The sequence below is a fragment of the Actinophytocola sp. genome (genome assembly GCF_009379765.1).
In the GTDB taxonomy this organism is placed as follows: domain Bacteria; phylum Actinomycetota; class Actinomycetes; order Mycobacteriales; family Pseudonocardiaceae; genus Actinophytocola.
The window spans coordinates 21,206-41,303 of the sequence record NZ_WHTD01000065.1; the positions used below are offsets into that span (position 1 = coordinate 21,206).

General features: G+C 71.5%; 18 protein-coding genes. 3 read left to right on the forward strand and 15 right to left on the reverse strand.

The annotated features are described in order from the left end of the window. Positions 1 to 17: 17 nt before the first annotated feature. The gene (locus GEV28_RS20530; RefSeq protein WP_291413721.1) at positions 18 to 917 is read left to right on the forward strand and encodes a hypothetical protein; all 900 of its coding nucleotides are present in this window, start codon (positions 18 to 20) and stop codon (positions 915 to 917) included. A 99-nt stretch (positions 918 to 1,016) separates the two neighbouring features. Here GEV28_RS20530 and GEV28_RS20535 read toward each other — a convergent pair whose 3' ends face one another. The 3 genes from GEV28_RS20535 to GEV28_RS20545 form a co-directional block, all read right to left on the reverse strand. Next, a complete protein-coding gene (locus GEV28_RS20535) occupies positions 1,017 to 1,205 on the reverse strand; it encodes a hypothetical protein (protein WP_291413722.1) in 189 nt (62 codons plus the stop codon). Between the two features lie 23 nt (positions 1,206 to 1,228). Next, a complete protein-coding gene (gene ilvD / locus GEV28_RS20540; RefSeq protein ID WP_291413723.1) occupies positions 1,229 to 2,953 on the reverse strand; it encodes a dihydroxy-acid dehydratase in 1,725 nt (574 codons plus the stop codon). Between the two features lie 319 nt (positions 2,954 to 3,272). Further along, positions 3,273 to 3,443: a hypothetical protein gene (locus GEV28_RS20545; protein ID WP_291413724.1), complete on the reverse strand. Its 171-nt coding sequence runs from the start codon at positions 3,441 to 3,443 to the stop codon at positions 3,273 to 3,275. 218 nt (positions 3,444 to 3,661) lie between these two features. On the opposite strand from GEV28_RS20545, the gene GEV28_RS20550 reads away from it, so the two are divergent. Continuing rightward, entirely contained in the window at positions 3,662 to 4,129 is a 468-nt protein-coding gene (locus GEV28_RS20550) for a hypothetical protein (RefSeq protein WP_291413725.1), read from the forward strand. A gap of 39 nt (positions 4,130 to 4,168) precedes the next feature. Further along, on the forward strand, positions 4,169 to 5,044 hold the full coding sequence (locus GEV28_RS20555) for an NAD(P)-dependent oxidoreductase (protein WP_291413726.1): 876 nt from the start codon (positions 4,169 to 4,171) through the stop codon (positions 5,042 to 5,044). Between the two features lies 1 nt (position 5,045). Here GEV28_RS20555 and GEV28_RS20560 read toward each other — a convergent pair whose 3' ends face one another. The 12 genes from GEV28_RS20560 to GEV28_RS20610 all read right to left on the reverse strand — a co-directional run. Further along, a complete protein-coding gene (locus GEV28_RS20560) occupies positions 5,046 to 5,591 on the reverse strand; it encodes a DUF4383 domain-containing protein (RefSeq protein ID WP_291413727.1) in 546 nt (181 codons plus the stop codon). Positions 5,592 to 5,724: 133 nt separating this feature from the next. Next, positions 5,725 to 9,420, reverse strand: coding sequence for a CARDB domain-containing protein (locus tag GEV28_RS20565; RefSeq protein WP_291413728.1), 3,696 nt, complete (start codon positions 9,418 to 9,420; stop codon positions 5,725 to 5,727). Positions 9,421 to 9,616: 196 nt separating this feature from the next. Beyond that, the gene (mmsB, locus tag GEV28_RS20570) at positions 9,617 to 10,849 is read right to left on the reverse strand and encodes a multiple monosaccharide ABC transporter permease (protein WP_291413737.1); all 1,233 of its coding nucleotides are present in this window, start codon (positions 10,847 to 10,849) and stop codon (positions 9,617 to 9,619) included. 291 nt (positions 10,850 to 11,140) lie between these two features. Beyond that, positions 11,141 to 12,676, reverse strand: a complete 1,536-nt coding sequence (mmsA, locus tag GEV28_RS20575; RefSeq protein WP_291413729.1) for a multiple monosaccharide ABC transporter ATP-binding protein — start codon at positions 12,674 to 12,676, stop codon at positions 11,141 to 11,143. A 4-nt stretch (positions 12,677 to 12,680) separates the two neighbouring features. Next, positions 12,681 to 13,793, reverse strand: a complete 1,113-nt coding sequence (gene chvE, locus GEV28_RS20580; RefSeq protein WP_291413730.1) for a multiple monosaccharide ABC transporter substrate-binding protein — start codon at positions 13,791 to 13,793, stop codon at positions 12,681 to 12,683. A gap of 17 nt (positions 13,794 to 13,810) precedes the next feature. After that, a complete protein-coding gene (gene araA, locus GEV28_RS20585) occupies positions 13,811 to 15,319 on the reverse strand; it encodes an L-arabinose isomerase (protein WP_291413731.1) in 1,509 nt (502 codons plus the stop codon). Positions 15,320 to 15,350: 31 nt separating this feature from the next. Further along, entirely contained in the window at positions 15,351 to 16,004 is a 654-nt protein-coding gene (locus tag GEV28_RS20590) for an L-ribulose-5-phosphate 4-epimerase (protein ID WP_291413732.1), read from the reverse strand. Further along, positions 16,001 to 17,671, reverse strand: a complete 1,671-nt coding sequence (gene araB, locus GEV28_RS20595; protein ID WP_291413733.1) for a ribulokinase — start codon at positions 17,669 to 17,671, stop codon at positions 16,001 to 16,003. The genes GEV28_RS20590 and araB overlap by 4 nt, the downstream gene beginning before the upstream one ends. 183 nt (positions 17,672 to 17,854) lie before the next feature. Continuing rightward, on the reverse strand, positions 17,855 to 18,886 hold the full coding sequence (locus GEV28_RS20600; protein WP_291413734.1) for a LacI family DNA-binding transcriptional regulator: 1,032 nt from the start codon (positions 18,884 to 18,886) through the stop codon (positions 17,855 to 17,857). Between the two features lie 77 nt (positions 18,887 to 18,963). Continuing rightward, positions 18,964 to 19,290 (reverse strand): AbfB domain-containing protein, encoded by a 327-nt coding sequence (locus GEV28_RS20605; protein ID WP_291413735.1) that lies wholly within the window; start codon positions 19,288 to 19,290, stop codon positions 18,964 to 18,966. Positions 19,291 to 19,299: 9 nt separating this feature from the next. Next, positions 19,300 to 19,485 (reverse strand): transposase, encoded by a 186-nt coding sequence (locus tag GEV28_RS42440; RefSeq protein ID WP_367115140.1) that lies wholly within the window; start codon positions 19,483 to 19,485, stop codon positions 19,300 to 19,302. Positions 19,486 to 19,649: 164 nt separating this feature from the next. After that, positions 19,650 to 20,098: HNH endonuclease signature motif containing protein (locus GEV28_RS20610; RefSeq protein ID WP_291413736.1), on the reverse strand; the 449-nt coding region annotated here is incomplete at its 5' end.

Sequence of the window (20,098 nt, forward strand, 5' to 3'; positions counted from 1 at the left end):
TCGAGATGGGGCATGACTTGGCCACGAAGGCCGAGCTGGTCAAGCTGGCCAGGGCGCTGGGCACCACGCCGGACGGCGTGGGGTTCGCGAGCTCGCTCGACCACCACGACATCCGCCGGATCCGCGAGCGGATCGTCGGCGCGCTGTACGACGAGCACCGCGCCGCGTTCCAGCGGGTCGCCGCGATCACCAGGTTGCTGCCCACCCCGCTCAACGTCAGGATCGCGCTGCGCGCGTTCTCGCCCCTGCTGGCCGCCCGGGTCGCCGGCGAGATGGCGCCGGACCGGGCCGCCGAGCTGGCCAACCGGATGCCCGTGGCCTACCTCGCCGAGGGGTGCGTGCACCTGGACCCGCGCCGGGCCGCGCCGCTGGTCCGCCGCATTCGTCCGGACCGCGTGCTGGCCGTCGTGACGGAGCTGGTCGACCGCGGCGAGTTCATCACGCTCGGCCGGCTGCTCGACGCCGCCACCGAGCGGATCGTCGCCGACGTGGCCACCGCCGTCTCCGACGAGGTCCTGCTGCGGATCGGCTTCTACGCCGAGTCCGACGCCCAGCTCACCCGGGCGGTCGCGATGCTGCCGCCGCACCGGCTGCGCGGCGTCGTGCACTCGGCGTTGACGGGCCCGGCCGACCTGCGCTCGGCCGGGCTGTCGATGGTCGGGCGGCTCACCGACGACCGGCTCCGCGGCCGCCTGGCCGAGTACGCCGCCGAGGCCGACGACGACGTGCTGACCGAGATGCTGCGCACGGCGATCGACGACGGCGCGGTCGGCGAGCTGCTGGCCGCCGTGTCAGCCATGGGAGAGCAGGCCCGGCGCCGGGTGCTCGCCCTGCCCACGCTCGCCGAACGCGACACGCTCACCCAGCTGATCCAGGCGACGCGGCGGGTACCCGGAAATCACGTCGCGAAGGGCTGAGCGAGCACATCGCGAACTCGGGACGATGGGGTCCTCCCCAGAAATCGGAATCGCGCCGTGGATACCCGGCCGAGTTTCTGGTAAAGGCCCGCGCGGCGGTCAGCGCTTGCGCCGCCAGCTGACGCCGCGGCCCCGGGCGTTGACGCCGGTCCCGGCGAGGTGCAGTGCCATGCACAGCAGCCCGGCGGTGAGCAGCGTCGCACCGTCGATCGTCGTGCCGATCGTGGCGTCGGCCAGGTCGAGGATCAGGGCCAGCGCGAAGATGACCGCGGCGATGACGGCGAACACAGGGACCTCCATTGCTCGGGAGCTCATCGCGTGCCCGACGGACCGTCGGCACGTGTCGGTGACCGCCAAGCGGGCAGGGCGGGGTTCGTGGTCGCCCCGGTGCTCGCGCTGCCCACCTGCGCCTCGTACTTCGCGAGGACCCCGGTGCGGTGCGGGTTCGGGACCGGCCGCCACGCCGCGGCCCGCACCTCGATCTCCTCCGTCGGCAGGTCCACGTCGATGCGCCGCGCGGCCACGTCGATCGTGACCGTGTCGCCGTCCCGCACCGCCGCGATCGGGCCGCCGCGGACGACTTCCGGCGCGACATGCCCGGCCATGAAGCCGCGGGTGGCACCACTGAACCGGCCGTCGGTGATCAGCGCGACCTCCGGACCGAGGCCGGCGCCCTGCAACGCGCCGGTCACCGCCAGCATCTCCCGCATGCCCGGACCACCAGCGGGGCCTTCACCGCGGATCACCACGACGTCGCCCGCGCGCACCCGGCCCTCGAGCACCGCGGCCATCGCCGCCTCCTCGCCCTCGAACACCCGCGCCGGGCCACGGTGCCACAGCCGCTCGTGGCCGGAGAGCTTCACGACCGACCCGTCCGGCGCGAGGTTGCCGCGCAGGATCGCGAGCCCACCGGTCGGCTTGAGCGGCCGGTCCAGCGGCAGGACCACCTCCTGGCCCGGTGTCTCCTGCGCGTCGTGCGCGGCCTCGCCGATGGTCCGGCCGGTGACGGTGACCGCGTCGGCGTCGAGCAGCCCGCCCTCCAGCAGCCGCCGTACCAGCAGCGGCACGCCGCCGGCCGCGAAGAGGTCGGTGGCGACGAACCGCCCGCCCGGTTTGAGGTCGCAGATCAGCGGTGTCTTCGCGCTGATCTCGTCCATGTCGTCGATCGTGACGTCGACACCCATCTCCGCGGCCACGGCGAGAAGGTGCAGCACCGCGTTCGTGGACCCGCCGGACGCGGCCACGGCGGTCATCGCGTTGCGGACGGACACGCGGGTGATCACGTCGTGCGGCCGGATGTCGGCCGCCAGGGCCGCCATCGCGAGCCGGCCGACCGACTCGGCGACGTTCCCCTTGTGCTCGTCCTGCGCCGGCACCATCGCCGAGCCCAGCGGGCTGATGCCCATCACCTCGAACACCATGGCCATCGTGTTCGCGGTGAACTGCCCGCCGCACGCGCCGAACCCGGGCGACGCGGCCTCCTCCAGCTCGAGCAGCTCCGCCTCGGTGAGCCGGCCCGCGGAGTGCGCGCCGATCGCCTCGAACACCTCCTGCACCGTCACGTCCCGGCCGTGCCAGCGGCCCGGTCGGATCGACCCGCTGTAGAGCAGCACGCTCGGCACGTCCACCCGCGCCATCGCCATCACCGCGGCCGGGATCGTCTTGTCGCACCCCGCGATGCCGACGAGCGCGTCGAAGCAGTGCCCGCGCGCGACGAGCTCGATCGAGTCGGCGATGACCTCGCGGGACACGAGCGACGTGCGCATACCGGGCGAGCCCATGGTGATCCCGTCGGAGATCGCGATGGTGTTGATCTCCATGGGTGTGCCGCCCGCGGCCCGCACACCGTCCTTTGTGGAGTCAGCGAGCGACCGGTGGGTGAAGTTGCACGGCATGGTCTCGGTCCAGCAGTGCGCCACACCGACGAACGGCCGCGCCAGCGCCTCGGCGTCAAAGCCCATGCCCTTGAGCTGCGCCCGCGCTCCGGCCCGCGCCGGACCCTCCACCAGAGACCGTGAGCGATGTCTGAGGTCCATGGCGACTCCTCACCCGGGACGACGGCTCCTGCGCAGGCTCACCGTCAACCGTAGCGCCGCGCGCCGCGCCCAGCTCAACGAAGACCGCGGGTGGACCTGAGCTGGTGGTCATGCCGGCGGCGAACGAGCTCGGGGAGTCCGCGTGGTGTTCGTCGAATGGCCCACGCCCGTGGCGAACGTCGTGCACGCCCTGCGCCTCAACGCGGACGGGTCGACGTGCTGGTCAACAACGCGGGCGTGATGCCGCTGTCGACGGTCGGCGCGCTGTGGGGTCGACGAGTGGAGCTCGTCATCCCCCCACCGCACAGGGCCGACCGCCTCAGCCGGTGGCGTCCGGCTGGGGCGTCGGGCAGTCGCCGCCGGGGGTGGTCAGGAGCTCGAAGTGCCACATCTCGTTGGTGTAGGCCCGGAACAGACCGTAGTCCGAGCCGTGCTGGCCGAACCAGTCCGCGGCGTCGGTCGGGCCGATGTCGATCGCCTCGCCGGTCACGTGAGTCGACTTCTCGGGGGTGTTGACGAACTGCCTCGCCTTCTCGCATGTCCTGGTTCGGCAACAACCACCCCGGGAGAAACCCCCACCGGCCCCGCGTCCGGACAGGGGCTCTCCCCGATGTCCGCGCGGCCACGCCTCCATAGCGTGTGAGACACGAGAAGGCGCCTCCGTCGAAAGGGAGTCGGGCCGTGAACACGCTGTGCAGCACGCGAACCATGACCGCCGTCGCCGCACCGGCGCACGCCGGTCGCCCTGTGGTGCACGACCGGTACGCCGACCTCGCCGACATCCGCCTCGCGATCGCGCTGTCCGCCGAGGACGACGCGGAGGACACCGAGGACGACACCGGGCTCGACCCGTTCGAGCGGACCACCTGCTACACGCACCGGCGCTGGCTGCACCACTGCGTCTCCTCACCGCTGCACGTGATCGTGGTGACCGGGTACCGGTGGTGCCGGCGCTGCGAGCGCGAGGTGTGGGTGGCCGTCGACGAGCTGACCGGCGACGTCTCGCTGAGCTGCGCCAAGTGCGGCGAGATGCCGCCCGGCCCGGCCAACCGCCGGCTCGTGCGGGCCTGCCGGGCGAGCCTCGCCGCGGCGGCCGAGGCGAAGGCCCACCCGCACGACGAGCCGTGGACCGTCCGGTCGCCACGCCGCCTGCCCTCCCGCCGGCACGCCGCGTGACCCGTGCGGCGCTCGCCGCGGTGGGGTAGAACGGCGACCATGACGACGAAGGTGACCGTGCTCGGCACGGGGATCATGGGTGCCGGGATGGCCCGCAACCTCGCGCGCGCCGGGTTCGACGTGACCGTGTGGAACCGCAGCGCGGACAAGGCCCGCCCGCTCGCCGAGGACGGCATCACCGTCGCGGAGGACCCCGCCGCCGCGGTGGCCGGCGCGGACATCGTGCTCACGATGCTGTTCGACGCGGACGCGGTCACCGAGGTGATGGCCGCGGCGCTGCCGGCGTGCGGTCCGGACGCGGTGTGGGTGCAGTCGAGCACCGTCGGGCTGGAGGCCACCGACCGCATGGCCGAACTGGCCGCCGCGCGCGGCATCGGGTTCGTCGACGCCCCGGTGCTGGGCACCCGGCAGCCGGCCGAGCAGGGAAAGCTCATGGTGCTGGCCGCCGCCCCGGCCGGGCTGCGCGACCGCGTGACGCCGGTGTTCGACGCGGTCGGCGCCCGCACGATCTGGGTCGGCGAGCGCCCCGGCGACGGCCACTGCCTCAAGCTCACGGCGAACGCCTGGGTCCTGTCGATCACGACCGCCACGGCGCAGAGCATCGCCCTCGCCGGCCGCCTCGGCCTCGACCCGCAGCGGTTCCTCGACGTGATCGCCGGTGGCCCGGTCGACAGCGCCTACGCGCAGCTCAAGGGTAGGAACATGATCACCGGCGACTTCGCCCCCGCGTTCGCCCTGGACGGCGCGGCGAAGGACGCGGCCCTGATCCTCAGCGCGATCCGTGGCGCGGGCGTCGACGACCGGCTCATGCACGCGGTCCACGCCCAGCTCTCGGCCGCGGCCGACGCCGGCCACGAGGACATGGCCGCCGTCATCCGTGCGGTGTTGCCCCCGCCGGAGAACGCCTCGGCCTGAGTCAGGTCCAGACCGGGCCGTGGAAGCACACGCTCCGGCCGGGTGCCGGCGGACGGCTTCCGGCGGCTGGGCGGGGCCGGCGCGGCCGGGCGCTCGGTCCGGCGGCGGACACGCGCACCTGGCGCCACGACGCCGAGAGCTCGGCGGCGCGGGCGGCCTCGGCGCGGTCCGACCGCTGCCGGTCCCCGACGAGGCAGGCGAGCGCGATCATGCTCACCGCGAGCCACATGTTCAGCCAGTCGTTGACCGTGCTCGGCGAGGTGGGCGCGGCACCGTCGGTGAGCACGACGGCGCCACCGTAGAGCCACAGGAAGTAGACGACCCCGCCGGCGATGAGGAACGTCCGCGCACCGTGTCTGCTCCTGGCCACGGCGAGCCCGCTGACCCCGAGCACGAGGTGGACGGCGTCGTTGGCCGCCGCCAGCGGAACGCCGAAGCCGGTACCGGACGCGACCCCGAGCACCCCCGCGAGGAAGAACACCGCGGCGACGACCCCGACGGCGAGCCGCCCGGGATCCCACCGTGCCCCCGACCCTGTGTTGACCATGCGTGGATGATCCGCCATCGGTGCCCTTCCCGCCGGTAAAAACACGCGATTCGTCGCAAACTGGTACGCCGATGCCCTGAACGCGTCGCTCGAGACGCTCGGCGTCCCGAGCGACGCGTTCAGGGCAGGGGCGTCACCTCGGGCCGCTCCCTTCCGGTGGCCGGCCCGCCAGGCGGAGGGGCTGGCCGCCGGTGATCACGAAGCCCGAGCCGGGTTCGATCACGATGTCGCCGGTCGACGAGTTGGTGATCGTCACGTTCGTGAGCGTCGCGCTGCCTCGGGCGCCACTCATGGCGAGGATGCCGGCGCCGTTGTTGGAGTCGTCGATCCGCACGTTGGTGACCGCGACGTCGGGCACGTTACCGCTGCCCGTCTTGAACTGGATGCCGTCGTAGGTCGAGTCGTAGACGTCCGTGTCCCGGATCGTCACACCGGTGATGTCCCTGCCCTGCGCGAACAGGGTGATCGCGCCGAACTTCTGCTGCTCGCCCCAGAAGACGCCGCCGCAGCGGTAGAGCGCGTTGTTGGCGATCAGGGTCTGACCCGAGAACGGCAGCGGGTCGTGGTCGGTCGCCAGCATGACGCCCGGGTAGTTCATCGTGTCGTAGACCAGGTTGTTCTCGATCGTGTTGTCGTAGCCGCCGTAGATCGCGATGCCGTTCGCGCGCCACGGCAGCTGGATGGTGTTGTTCTGGAACTGGTTGTCGTGCGCGATGTCGACGTTCGGGTCCTTCACGTACCGGTTGGCCCAGACCGCCAGCGAGTCGTCGCCGGTGGTGCGGAACGAGGAGTTGAACACCCGCGAGTTCCGCGTGCCGTTGGTGAAGTTGATGCCGTCGGCGTAGGTGTCGCGGATCCGCATGCCGCTGAACTCCAGGCCGTCGGCCGGACCCCACAGCGCGGGGATGTTGTCGTAGTCCCGGCCGACCCAGACCCCGACGTTGGCGTGCTCGATCCACACGTTGGTGATCCTGGTCCCGGTGCCGAACCGCCCGTTCAGGCCGACGCCGCCCTCGTCGCCGCCGTCGCCGCCGCGGATCCGGCCGGACCCGAAGATCGCGATGTCGGAGATCTGGACGCCCTTGTCGATGTCGAACCCGAAGTTGCCCTCGTGCGGGTGGTTGATGCCGCCCGCGTCCTGCGGCTCGGTCAGCGTGTACAGCTGGGAGTGCCACATCCCGGCGCCGCGGATCGTGACGTCGCTGATGCCGATCTGGTTGTACTGACCCTGGTTGTCCGGGTCGTCGGTGAGGATCTTCTGCTCCTGGCGCCACTGCCCCGCCGGGATCCACACGCAGCTGATGACGCCGTTCTGGTCGTCGGTCACGGCGCGTTGGATCGCCGCCGTGTCGTCGTTGCCGTCATCGGGCACCGCGCCGTACTGCGTGATCGACGTGCAGCCTGCCGGCTGCGGCGACGGCGGTGCGACCTGCTCCAGGTCGACCAGGTCGATGACGTAGAACTGCGCGCCGTCCCCGCTGTCGCGCTGCAGCCGGAACGTCGTGCCGGCCGGGTAGGACCTGGACAGTAATGCGTGCGACTCGTCGAAGAGCCGCCGGGCGTCGCCCTGCGGCGTGTTCGTCAGGCCCTCGGGGTCGTCGGTGTTGCCGTACAGCCAGCTGTGCTTCGAGGACAGGGTCAGCTTCTGGGCGAACGCGCCGTCGACGTAGAGGCTGATCGTGGCGTCCTGGCCGCCGCCGCCCGCGGCGTCGGGGATGGAGTTGCGCACCACGATCGAGTTGGCGGCGTTGGTCGAGGTGAACTCGACGTACTGGCCCTGGGTGGTCAGCCGCACCGACTGGCGCCCCGAGGACTCGGTCGCGAAGTTGGTGTGCCCGAAGGTCCGCAGCGGGTCGGTGACCAGCAGCTGGCCCTGGTACTGCGCGGCCTCCGCCTCGTACTCGACGTACGGCACCGCCGCGCCGCGCCCAACGACGATCGAGCGCGAGAACGCGTTGTTCGCCTCGTTGGTCTCGGCCACGGTGCCGGTCGCGTCGGCGGTGGCGGTGATCGTGGCGCCACCGCTGGTGGCGGTCCAGCTGCCGGTCACCGCCACGGTGGCCGTCGCCCCCGCCGCGATCGCGGCGGTGGTGGTGTCGAGCGTGGTGGCGCCCACTGTCAGCCGGGTGACCGAGGCGCCGGCCTGGCTGGTGCCGCGGTTGTGCACCTGCACGCTGAACGTCACCGAGGCCCCGACGGCCGGTTTCGGCGGGTTGGACACGACGCCGAGGACCTCGAGGTCCGGGCCGGGTGCCTGGGCGACGACCAGCGGCGACGGCGCGGCGAAGCTGTTGTTGGCGTCGTTCTGCTCGATGACGGTGTCGGCCGGGTCGACCACGGACGTGACCGGGTAGCTGCCCGCCGGGCGGGTCCCGGCGTCGAAGGTGACGGTGGCCGAGGCGCCGGCGGCCAACGCGCCCACCGGTGCGCTGCCGACGACCGCGCCGGCCAGGCCGAAGTTCACCGTGGTCGCCCCGGCGGCCGCCGTCCCGGCGTTGCGGACCGTGGCGGACAGGGTGATCGCGGTGGTCTCGGTCGGCGACTCGGGGGTCCACGTCGTCGAGGTGACGGTCAGGTCCGGGTTGGGTGCCGGGGTGCCGATGACCTGGAACTCGGCGACCTGCCCGCCGGGCGCGCCGGTGTTGCCGAAGAACTGCAGCCGCACGTCGGCCGCGCGGCCACCGACTGGGATCGTCACCGAGTTCTGGTTCGTCGACGGGTCGAACGCGTGGTCCGCGCGGGCCGCGAGCGGGCTGAACCCGGTGCCGGCCTGGTCGCGGCCCAGGACCTCGAAGTTCTGGGTCCGGGGTCCCCAGATCGGGTCGGGGTTGAGCTTGACCACGACCGAGGTGAGGTCGGCGTTGGCGCCGAGCTTCACCGTCAGCGTCGACGGGTACCCGGCCGCGGACTCCCAGTAGGAGCCGGCGTCGTTGTCGTTGGCGTTGGCGGCGACGAAGGTGTGGACCGTCGACGACGCCTCGATCGGCTTGCCGGCGGCGAGGTTGTCGCCCGCGTTCTGGCCGATCCGGGTCACCCGGTTGCTGTCGGGCGACTCGTTGCCGGCCGCGTCCCGGGCGCGGACGAAGTACTGCAGGTTCGCCGAGGCGGGCTGCGTCTCGGCGAACGTGGTCGCGGTCAGCGTCTGCACCGGCGTGTCGTTGCGGTAGACGACGTAGCCGGTGACGCCGACGTTGTCGGTCGACGCGGTCCAGCTCAGCCGGACCTCCCCGGCGCCCGGCTCGGTGAGGGTGACGTTGCCGGGCGCGGTCGGGGGCTGGGTGTCGCCGGAGTCCGGCCCGTACAGCTCGAACTCCGAGAGCTGGGCGGCCGGCCAGCCGGTGTTGGCGGTGACGTGCAGCCGGACGTAGCGAGTGGTCGCCGTGACCGGGATCGTGACGGTGTTGCCGGCCGGGGTGAAGGCCCGGCCGGTGGCGGCGGCGATGTCGGTGAACGTCGAGCCGTCGGTGCTGCCCCGGACCGCGAGGGTCTGCGTGCGCGACTCCCAGGTGGTCGGCAGCTTCAGCACGATCCGGCCGACCGCCTTGGTCGAGCCGAGGTCGGCCTGGATCCACTGCGGGAACGCGTTGTTCTCGCTCTCCCAGTACGTGGCCTGGTTGCCGTCGACGCTGTTGGTGGCGGGGTAGCCGGGCAGCGCGCTACTGGCCGAGACGGTCTTGTCGAGTGGCACCTCGGCGAGTGGTGCGGCCTGCTTCGGGGACGGGCCGGGGCCGCTCGCGGCGGAGGCGGGGGTGAGCGAGATCCCGAGGACGGTGAGGCCGACCGTGAGCGCGCCGGCGATCAGCCGCCGGCTGGGCTGCGTGCGTTTCATGGTGACTCTGTTCTGTTGTGGCAGCAGGGGATGCCGGCAGGACCGACGCCACGCGTCGCAGGGGCGCGAATGCTCCTGGTTCACGGATGGTTACCAGGATGCAACATGACGCGCCCGGTCCGCAATAACTTGACGGCGTTAAGAAAGTTTTCGACTACAATCCGCCGTAAGCCAGACGGTGCCGAACGGAGCGGACTTACCGGGCGGCACCGGCGCGGCGCTTGGTCCAGACGTCGTAGGCCACGGCCGCCAGCAGCACCAGGCCCTTCACCAGCATCACGCGCTCACTCGGCGCGCCGATCAGGGACATCCCGTTGTTGATCACGCCCATGATGAGGCCACCGGTGATCGCGCCGACCACCTTGCCCACGCCGCCCTGCACCGCGGCGCCGCCGATGAAGGCCGCGGCGATCGCGTCGAGCTCGAACGACGTGCCGGCGGTCGGGCCGGCCTGGTTGAGCCGGCCCGCGAAGATCACGCCGGCGAGCGCGGCGAGCGCGCCCATGTTGACGAACACCCAGAACGTCACCGGCTTCACCCGCACCCCGGACAGGGTCGCCGCCGCCAGGTTGCCGCCCACCGCGTAGATGTGGCGACCGAACACCGAGCGGCTGGTCATCAGGGTGTAGCCGAGCACGAGCACGGCGAGCAGCACCAGCACCCACGGCAGGTTCCGGAACCGGGCCAGCTGCACCACGACGAACAGCACCACGACGGCCGCCAGGACGATCTTGCCGGCGAACAGCGGCATCGGGTCGACGGTCTGGCCGTAGCCCTGCCGCGCCCTGCGGGTGCGCCACTGGGCCACCGCGAAGCCGACGACCGCGAGGATCCCGACCAGCAGGCTCACGACGTCCGCGCCGCCGAGCGGGCCGAGGCCGACGTTGCCGAGGTAGCCGCCGGTGAACCCGTTGGCCAGGGTGCGGATCTCGTCCGGGAACGGCCCGATGCCCTGGTTGCCGAGCACCGTCAGGGTCAGCGCGCGGAACACGAGCATGCCGCCCAGCGTCACGATGAATGCGGGGATGCCGAAGTAGGCGATCCAGTAGCCCTGCGCCGCGCCGATGATCGCGCCCGCGACGAGTGTGGCCACCACCGCGAGCGGCCACGGCAGTCCCCAGTGGACGGTCAGCACCGCGCAGATCGCGCCGGTGAGCGCCACGACCGACCCGACGGACAGGTCGATGTGTCCGCTGATGATCACCAGGATCATGCCGATCGCCAGGATGAGCACGTAGGAGTTCTGCACGACGATGTTCGAGATGTTGCCCGGCTGCAGCAACGCGCCGTCGGTGAGAAACGTGAACAGGACCACGATCAGCGCGAACGCGACGTAGATCCCGCTCTGCCGCAGGTTGATCCGGAACCGCCGCCGCGCCGGCGCGGCATCCTGCGTGCGCGGCCCGCTCGCAAGCTCACTCTGCGACACCGATTCACTCGCAAGCTCGCTCACTGGTGCACCTTCCTCGTGTCAGTGATCCATGACTCCCGAGACACCGTGCCGACCCGTGACGCAGCCACGCCGACCCCCGACGTCGCCGTGTCGACCCGTGACGTCGCCGTGTCAGCCGAGTCGGACCAACGTGGCGTCATCATCTGCATTCATCGCCACCCGACGACACGGCCACGCCACCGGACGACACGGCTACGTGGGAGGGCGACACGGGTGTGGCACGGGGTGGGGCGGGTGTGGGTTCCTCTCGCCGCGCGAGGTCGACACTCATCGACGGGCCTCCTGGGTCATGAACTCCATCAGGCGTTCCTGGGTCGCTTCGGCACGGGTCAGCTCACCGGTCACCCGACCCTCCGACAGCGCGTAGATCCGGTCGCACAGGCCGAGCAGCTCGGGCAGCTCCGAGGAGATCACCAGGACCGCCTTGCCCTGGTCGGCCAGCGAGTTGACGATCGTGTAGATCTCGTACTTGGCGCCGACGTCGACGCCCCTGGTCGGCTCGTCGAGGATGAGCACGTCCGGCTCGGTGAACATCCACTTGGCCAGCACGACCTTCTGCTGGTTGCCGCCGGAGAGCGTGTGGGTCGACGCGAGCACGTCCGGCGTCTTGATCCGCAACGCCCCACGGAACCGCTCGGCCGCCCGGAACTCCTCGTGCTCGTCGACCCAACCCCGGCGCGCGAGCAGGCCGAGCCCCGCGGCCGAGACGTTGCGCTTGACGTCGGTCACGAGGTTGAGCCCGTAGCGCTTGCGGTCCTCGCTCACGTAGGCGATGCCGTTGCGGATGGCCGACCGAACGGTCCGCACGTCGATCTCCCGGCCGTCCTTCCACACCCGGCCGGAGATGTCGACGCCGTAGGACCGGCCGAACACGCTCATCGCGAGCTCCGTGCGACCCGCGCCCATCAGCCCGGCCAGACCCACGATCTCCCCGCGCCGCAACGAGAGCGTGGCGTTGTCGACGACCACCCGGCCCGGGTGCGTCGCGCTGTGGACGGTCCAGTCCTCGATCCGCAGCACCTCCTCGCCCGCGGCCGCGGGCGGGCGTGGCGGGAACCGGTGCTCGAGGTCCCGGCCCACCATCCCGGCGATGATCCGCTCCTCGGTCACCGCGTCCGCGGCCACGTCGAGCGTCTCGATCGTGCGGCCGTCGCGGAGGATCGTGATGGTGTCGGCGATCGCGGTGATCTCGTTGAGCTTGTGCGAGATCACCACGCACGTGATGCCGTCGTCACGCAGGCCGCGCAGCAGGGCGAGCAGGTGCTCGGAGTCGTCGTCGTTCAACGCCGCCGTCGGCTCGTCGAGGATCAGCAGCCGGACCTCTTTGGACAGTGCCTTGGCGATCTCGACGAGCTGCTGCTTGCCCACCCCGAGGTCGCCGGCCGGCGCGGTCGGGTTCTCCCGCAGCCCCACGCGGCGCAGCAACGCCTGCGCCGCGTGGTTCGTGCGGTTCCAGTCGATCATCCCTCGGGTCGCGATCTCGTTGCCCAGGAACAGGTTCTCCGCGACCGACAGCTGGCCGACCAGCGCCAGCTCCTGGTGGATGATCACGATCCCGCGCGCCTCGCTGTCGCGGATGCCGGCGAACGCGCAGACCTCGCCGTCGAACTCGATCTCCCCGGAGTACGACCCGTGCGGGTGCACCCCGGAGAGGATCTTCATCAGCGTCGACTTGCCCGCGCCGTTCTCGCCGCAGATCGCGTGGATCTCCCCGCGGCGCACCGACAGCTCCACATCCCGCAGCGCGGTGACGCCGGGGAACGACTTGGTGATGCCGCGCATCCGCAGGATGTCGTCTGGCATGGAGCTACCTCAGCTGGTCGGCGGTGTAGTACCCGGAGTCGACGAGCACCTTCTGGTAGTTGGACTTGTCGACGATCACCGGCTCGAGCAGGAACGACGGCACGACCTTCTCGCCGTTGTCGTAGTCCTTGTCGTTGTTGATCTCCGGCTTGTCGCCCCGCAGCACCGCGTCGGCCATGTCCACCGCGACCTTCGCCAGCTCGCGGGTGTCCTTGTGGATCGTGGAGTACTGCTCACCGGCGATGATCGACTTCACCGACGCGACCTCGGCGTCCTGCCCGGTCACCACGGGGTAGGGCTGGTCCGCGGTCCCGTAGCCACCGCTCTTGAGCGCGGACAGGATGCCGATGGACAGCCCGTCGTACGGCGATAGCACGCCGTCCACCCGGGCGCCGCCGTAGCTGGCGGTGAGCAGGTCCTCCATGCGCTTCTGCGCGGTGGCCGGGTCCCAGCGCAGGATCGCGATCGTGCGGAAGTCGGTCTGCCCGCTCTTCACCACGAGCGTGCCCTTGTCGATGTGCGGCTGCAGCACCGACATCGCGCCGTCGAAGAAGAACGTCGCGTTGTTGTCGTCCGGCGAACCGGCGAACAGCTCGACGTTGAGCGGCCCCTTGGCCGGACCTGCGCTGCCGTCGGCGCCGAGCACCTTCAGCCCGGTCAGCAGCGAGGTCGCCTGCTGCACGCCGACCTTGAAGTTGTCGAACGAGGCGTAGTAGTCGACGTTGGGGCTGTTGCGGATCAGCCGGTCGTAGGCGATCACCGGGATGTCGGCGTCCGCGGCCCGCTGGAGCTGGGTGGTGATCGCGGTGCCGTCGATGGAGGCGATGATCAGCAGCCGGGCATCCTTGGTGATCTGGTTCTCGAGCTGGTTGGCCTGGGTGGGGATGTCGTTCTCCGCGTACTGCAGGTCGACCTTGTAACCCTTGTCCTCCAAGGCTTTCTTGATGTTGTCGCCGTCGTGGATCCAGCGCTCCGAGGAGCGGGTCGGCATCGTGACGCCGACCAGCGCGCCGTCGGAGGACTGGGGCTGCTGGTCCACCGTCTTCTCCGACGAGCCGCATCCGGCGAGCACCAGCGCGGTGGCGGCGGCAACCGCCGCGAGCCGTGGAAACCTCATTGTTTCTCCCTTCCCTTCTAGCGCAAGCCTTGCGCGAGTCGGTGGTAGGCCTGGTTCCAGCGCAGCCGGTCGGCGAACGCCTCGGTGGTGGTCGCCGCGTCGATCAGCACCAGCTCGGTGTCGACCATCTGGGCGAAGTCGCGCAGTACCGCCGAGCCCACGGCCTGGCTGAGCACCGTGTGGTGCGGGCCGCCCGCGGTGAGCCAGCACTCCGCGGACGTCCGCAGGTTCGGCGCGGGCTGCCAGACGGCGCGCGCGACGGGCAGGTTCGGCAGTGGCTCGTCCGGCGGCACGACCTCGATGTCGTTGGCCACCAGGCGAAAGCGGTCGCCGATGTCGGCGAGCCCGACGACGACGGCCGGGCCGGGGGCCGCGTCGAACACCAGCCGAACCGGGTCCTCGCGGTCCCCGATGCCGAGCGGGTGGATCTCGCACGACGGCCGGGCCGCGGCGACCGACGGGCAGACCTCGAGCATGTGCGCGCCGAGGATCTTCGGCATGCCCGGTCCGAAGTGGTAGGTGTAGTCCTCCATGAACGAGGTGCCGAGGCCCGTGCCGGTACCCATCGCCTTGACCGCCGCGAGCAGCGCCGAGGTCTTCCAGTCGCCTTCGCCGCCGAACCCGTAGCCGTCGGCCATCAGCCGCTGCACGGCCAGGCCCGGCAGCTGGCGCAGCCCGCCCAGGTCCTGGAAGTTCGTGGTGAACGCGCCGAAGCCGCCCTCGGTGAGGAACCGGCGCAGCCCCGCCTCGATCCGGGCCGCGTAGCGCAGCGACTCGTGCCGCGCTCCCCCACGCGCCAGGTCCTGGCCGAGCCGGTAGACGTCGGCGTAGTCGGCGACCAGCAGGTCGACCTCGTCGTCGGCCACCGAGTCGACCTCGGCCACGAGGTCGTTGACGCCGTAGGTGTTGACCGAGACGCCGAACCGCAGCTCGGCCTCGACCTTGTCCCCCTCGGTCACCGCGACGTCGCGCATGTTGTCGCCGAACCGCGCGAGGCGCAGGCCACGCAGGTGGTGCGCGCCGGTCGCGGCCCTGGCCCACTCGTCGATCCGCCGCACCACCTCCGGGTCGAGGGCGTGCCCCGCGACGGTCTTGCGCGCCACCCCGAGCCGGGTCTGGATGTAGCCGAACTCCCGGTCGCCGTGCGCGGCCTGGTTGAGGTTCATGAAGTCCATGTCGATGGACGACCACGGCAGCGCCTCGTTGAGCTGGGTGTGCAGGTGCAGCAAGGGTTTCCGCAGCACGTCGAGCCCGGTGATCCACATCTTCGCCGGCGAGAACGTGTGCATCCAGGCGATCACGCCGACGCACGACGGGTCGCCGTTGGCCGCCAGCAGGACATCGCGGATCGCCGTCGAGTCGGTGAGCACCGGCCGCCACACCAGCTCGACGGACAGCCTCCCGGACTCGGTGAGCATCCGCTGGATCTGCTGGGACTGGCTCGCGACCTGCTCGAGCGTGTCCGCGCCGTACAGGTGCTGGCTGCCGGTGAGGAACCAGACCTGCGGCTTTGCGGCAGACGACATGAAGCCTCCCCCTCCGGGGCTCATTGCGGGCTCACTGCCCGTAGACGTTCCGGTAACGGGCGTAGAGCCGGTCGACGTGCTGCGGGTCGATGGCGTCCGGGGTGCCGAGCTGGTGTGCGAAGTGGACGGTCCGAGCCACGTCCTCGACCAGCACCGCGGCCTTGACCGCCGCGCGGGCGTCCGCGCCGACGGTGAACGGCCCGTGGTTGCGCATCAGCACGGCCGGGGACCGGCTGCCGCGCAACGTCTCGACGATGCCGCGGCCGATCGAGTCGTCGCCGATGAGCGCGAACGGGCCGACCGGGATGTCCCCTCCGAACTCGTCGGCGATCATCGTGAGCACGCACGGGATCGGCTCACCGCGCGCCGCCCACGCGGTGGCGTACGGGGAGTGGGTGTGCGCCACCCCGCCAACCTCGGGCAGGTGCCGGTAGACGTAGGCGTGCGCGGCGGTGTCCGACGACGGCGCGAGCTCACCCTCGACCAGCTCGCCGTTCAGGTCGGTCACCACCATCGCGTCCGGCCCGAGGTCGTCGTAGGACACCCCGGACGGCTTGATCACCATCAGCCCGGCACCGGGCACCCTGGCCGAGACGTTGCCCGCGGTCCAGCTCACCAGCCCGTAGCGGGTGAGCTCGCGGTGGAGCGACGCCACCGTCTTGCGGAGCTCCGCGACGGCCGTCACTGTTCCACCGCCATGCGGCGCATGGCCTTGAGCCGGCGCATGACCTCGTTGCCGCCCCGGCCGAAGTGGTCGTGCAGCGCGGCGTACTCGCTGTAGAGCTGTTGGTAGACCGCCACGTTCGCCGGGTTCGGCCGGTAGCTCTCCTGGTCGGCCGAGCCCATCGCGGCGGCGGCCGCGCGGATGTCGGGGTGGGCGCCGGCGGCCACGGCCGCGTGCATCGCCGACCCCAGCGCCGGTCCCTGCGCCGAGCCGATGGTCGACAGCGGCAGGTTCGTCACGTCGGCGTAGATCTGCAGGAGAAGCGCGTTGCGCACCAGACCGCCGGCGACGACGAGCTCGGTGACCGGCACCCCCGAGCCGGTGAACGCCTCGATGATCATCCGGGTGCCGAACGCGGTGGCCTCGAGCAGCGCGCGGTAGACGTCCTCGGCCCGGGTGGCGAGCGTCTGGCCGAGCACCAGCCCGGAGAGCTCGTGGTCCACCAGCACCGAGCGGTTGCCGCTGTGCCAGTCGAGCGCGACGAGCCCGTGCTCGCCGACCCGCTGCCGCGCGGCCAGCCCGGTGAGCAGCTCGTGCACCGAGACGCCCTGGGCGCCGGCCCGCTCGTGGTACTCCGGTGGCACCTGGTTGTCCACGTACCAGGCGAAGATGTCCCCGACGCCGCTCTGCCCGGCCTCGTAGCCCCACAGCCCGGGCACGATCCCGCCGTCCACGACCCCGCACATGCCCGGCACCTCGCGCAGCACCGCGCCGTTGAGCACGTGGCAGGTGGAGGTGCCCATGATCGCGACCATCCGGCCCGGCTCGACCGCGCGCGCGGCCGGGGCGGTCACGTGCGCGTCGACGTTGCCCACCGCCACCGCGATGCCGGCGGGCAGGCCGGTCCACTTGGCGGCGAGCGCGGTCAGGTCCCCCGCGCGGTCGCCCAGCTGCCGGATCGGATGGTCGAGCTTGTCCGCGACGAAGCCCGCGAAGTCCGGGTTCAGCTCGCGCAGGAAGTCCTCGGACGGGTAGCCGCCGTCCTGGTAGACGCCCTTGTAGCCGGCCGTGCAGGCGTTGCGCACGTACCGGCCGGTGAGCAGCCAGACGATCCAGTCGGCCGCCTCGACCCAGTGCGCCATCGCCGCGTAGACCTCGGGCGCCTCCTCGAGCACCTGCAGGCCCTTGGCGAACTCCCACTCCGAGGAGATCAGCCCGCCGTAGCGGGGCAGCCACCGCTCCCCGCGCGCGGCCGCGAGCCGGTTGATCCGGTCGGCCTGCGGTTGGGCGGCGTGGTGCTTCCACAGCTTCACGAACGCGTGCGGGTTGCCGGCGAACTCGTCGAGCTCGCACAGCGGGGTGCCCTCGGCGGTGACCGGAACCATCGTGCACGCGGTGAAGTCGGTGCCGATGCCGATCACGGCCGCCGGGTCGGCGCCCGCGTCGGCGATCGCCGTCGGCACCGCGTTGCACAGCACGTCCACGTAGTCCCGCGGCACCTGCAGCGCCCAGTCCGGCCGCAGTGGCGCGCCGGTGCCCGGCAGGGTCCGGTCCACCACACCGTGCCGGTACTCGTGCACCGCCGTCCCCAGCTCGGCGCCGTCGCGCACCCGCACCACGACCGCTCGCCCGGACAGGGTGCCGAAGTCGACGCCCACCACCAGCGCATCGTCGCGGTCGTTCGCCATGCTGGCAGTGTTATCGCTAACATTCACGCCGTCAAGACTCGATGACTATGCCAAGGCAACAAGGTAGTGAACGCGCACATTTCGGACCGACCTGGAAACGCTGAGGCGGGATGGGTCGGGCGGGCCGGGACCGGCACGGGCAGGCAGAGCGAAGGCAGGTGGCGCGAAGCGCCGGTAGCACAGTCAGGCAGGCGGCGGGGCCACGCTGTCCCGGGACACCAGCGTGGGCGCGATCGTCCGCTGAACCGGGTCCGTGTCGCCCGCGCCGACCTGGGCGAGCAGCAGGCCGAGGGTCTCGCGCGCCACCGCGTCGAAGTCGGGACGCACGGTGGTGAGCGGCGGGATGAAGTACGCCGCCTCCGGGACGTCGTCGAAGCCGACCACGCTGAGGTCGTGCGGCACCCGCTTGCCGCGTTCGCTCATCGCCCGCAGGATGCCGAGCGCGAGGTGGTCGTTGGCCGCGAAGACCGCGGTGACCTCGGGCATCCGGGCAAGCATCTGGCCGGCCCGGTAGCCGGCGGCCGCGCTCCAGTCCGCCGCCACCAGCGGCGGAACCTCCGCGCCCGCCGCCTCCAGCGCATGCTGCCAGCCGCGGACCCGGCCGGCGCTGTCGAACCAGTCCGGCGGGCCGGACACGTGCCACACCGTGGCGTGCCCGGCGTCGAGCAGGTGCCGGGTGGCGTCGAAGGCCCCGGCCGCCTGGTCCACGGTGACCAGCGGGGTCGACCGGCTGGGGTCGCCGTCGACGGTGACCAGCGGGACGCCCGCGGGCACATCGGCCAGCGCCTCGCTGGCCGAGGCGGTCGGCGCGATGGCCACGATGCCGGCGACCTGCAGGTCGCGGTGGTGCTCGACGGCCTCGGCGATGGACGCCCGGTCGAGCACCTTCACCCGGCGCAGGCTCACCGCGAAGCCGGCCTCGGCCGCCGCCAGCTCGAACGCCGCGAGCAGCGACGCCGGCCCGAACAGCGTGGAGTTCTGCGCCACGACCCCGATCAGCTGCGAGCGCCCGGTCACCAGTGCCCGCGCCGCCTTGTTCGGCCGGTAGCCGAGCTCGGCGATGGCGGCCTGCACGCGCAGCCGGGTCTGCTCGCGGACGTTGGGGTGTCCGTTCAGTACGCGCGAGACGGTCTGGTGGGACACCCCGGCGAGACGGGCCACGTCCGTCATCGCGGGGTCCCGCGAGACCTTGTTGCCCACCGCCGGGTTGTTCACCGCAGAACCTCGTCTCAGGTCATGGTCACACCCGTCCACCGCATTGTGGACTCTCCTTCCCGCTCAGTGTCCCACCATCAGCGAAAACGGAACGTCGCGCGCTCGCGTTCGGCGCGACCTCCGCCCGGCCGGGCGAGCACCAGGCGACCGGTGTCGTGCGCGAGGTAGGCCCGCGTGTCGGTGCTCGACCGCAGCGACACCGCCGAGCGGTCCGCGAGACCCGGCACCCGCACGAAGCTCGTCGCGCGGCCGTAGTCGTCGGTGTCCTCGAACGGCTCGATGCGCAGTACCCCGTCGCCCGCCCGGACGTACCGGTCGGGAAAGTTCACCGACCGCACCGCCACGGTGCCGGCGCCGAGATGGCCGGGCACCAACCGGAACTGCGAGTCCGCGAGCTCGCGCACGTTGCCCGTTCAGTCTCGGACAGGTCCCTTTCCGGACTCCGACCGTCGTCCTTTAGCTTTCTTCACCCACCGACCCAACGCCATCTCGTGGACGCCGATACTCCTCGCCACCTCGGCGATCGACCGGCCCGAATCGAGAACGAGGCAAACGGCCTGGTCCTTGTACTCCTGAGTGAAACGACGGCGTGTCGCCACGCGATCCCTCCGCTGCAATCAGCAGCAGTCTACGACCGACTGTCTACAAGATCGGGAACGGTCCATTCCGGTCCTGTGTCTGCGCAGCATGGCGTGACCATCGGTGGTGGCCTTTCGGGTCCGCGCAGCGGATCGACCGACCATCGCAGCGGGCCGCTCGCGGGTCAGAAGGGTGGTGGTGCTGGTTCGGGGTGAGTGATGGGTTCGGGGTGGTGGGGGTAGCGGAACCCGCAGGGTGAGATCCATTCCAGGATCCCGCCGCGTTTGATGATCTTCCAGCCGCCGAAGGTCTTGCCCCGGTGGTGGCTGCGACACGCGGGGTGCACGTTGTGTTCGTCGGTCGGCCCCACCGGGAACGGCTCGCGGTGCTCCAGGTCGCACTGCTGGGCGGGGCGGACGCAGCCGGGTCCTGTGCAGGTGGGCATGGTGGCGTGGATGTGGTCGCGCAAGGCGGCGGGTGGGGTGTAGCGGCGGCGCCCCACGTCCAGGACGCGGCCGGTGGCCGGTTCGGTGAGGATCCGCCGCCAGGTCGCGTCGGTTTGGTAGGCGAGGTCGAGGGCTTGTTGGGCGGCGATGTCGCCGTAGCCGACCAGATGCCCGGGGGTGTTGTCCA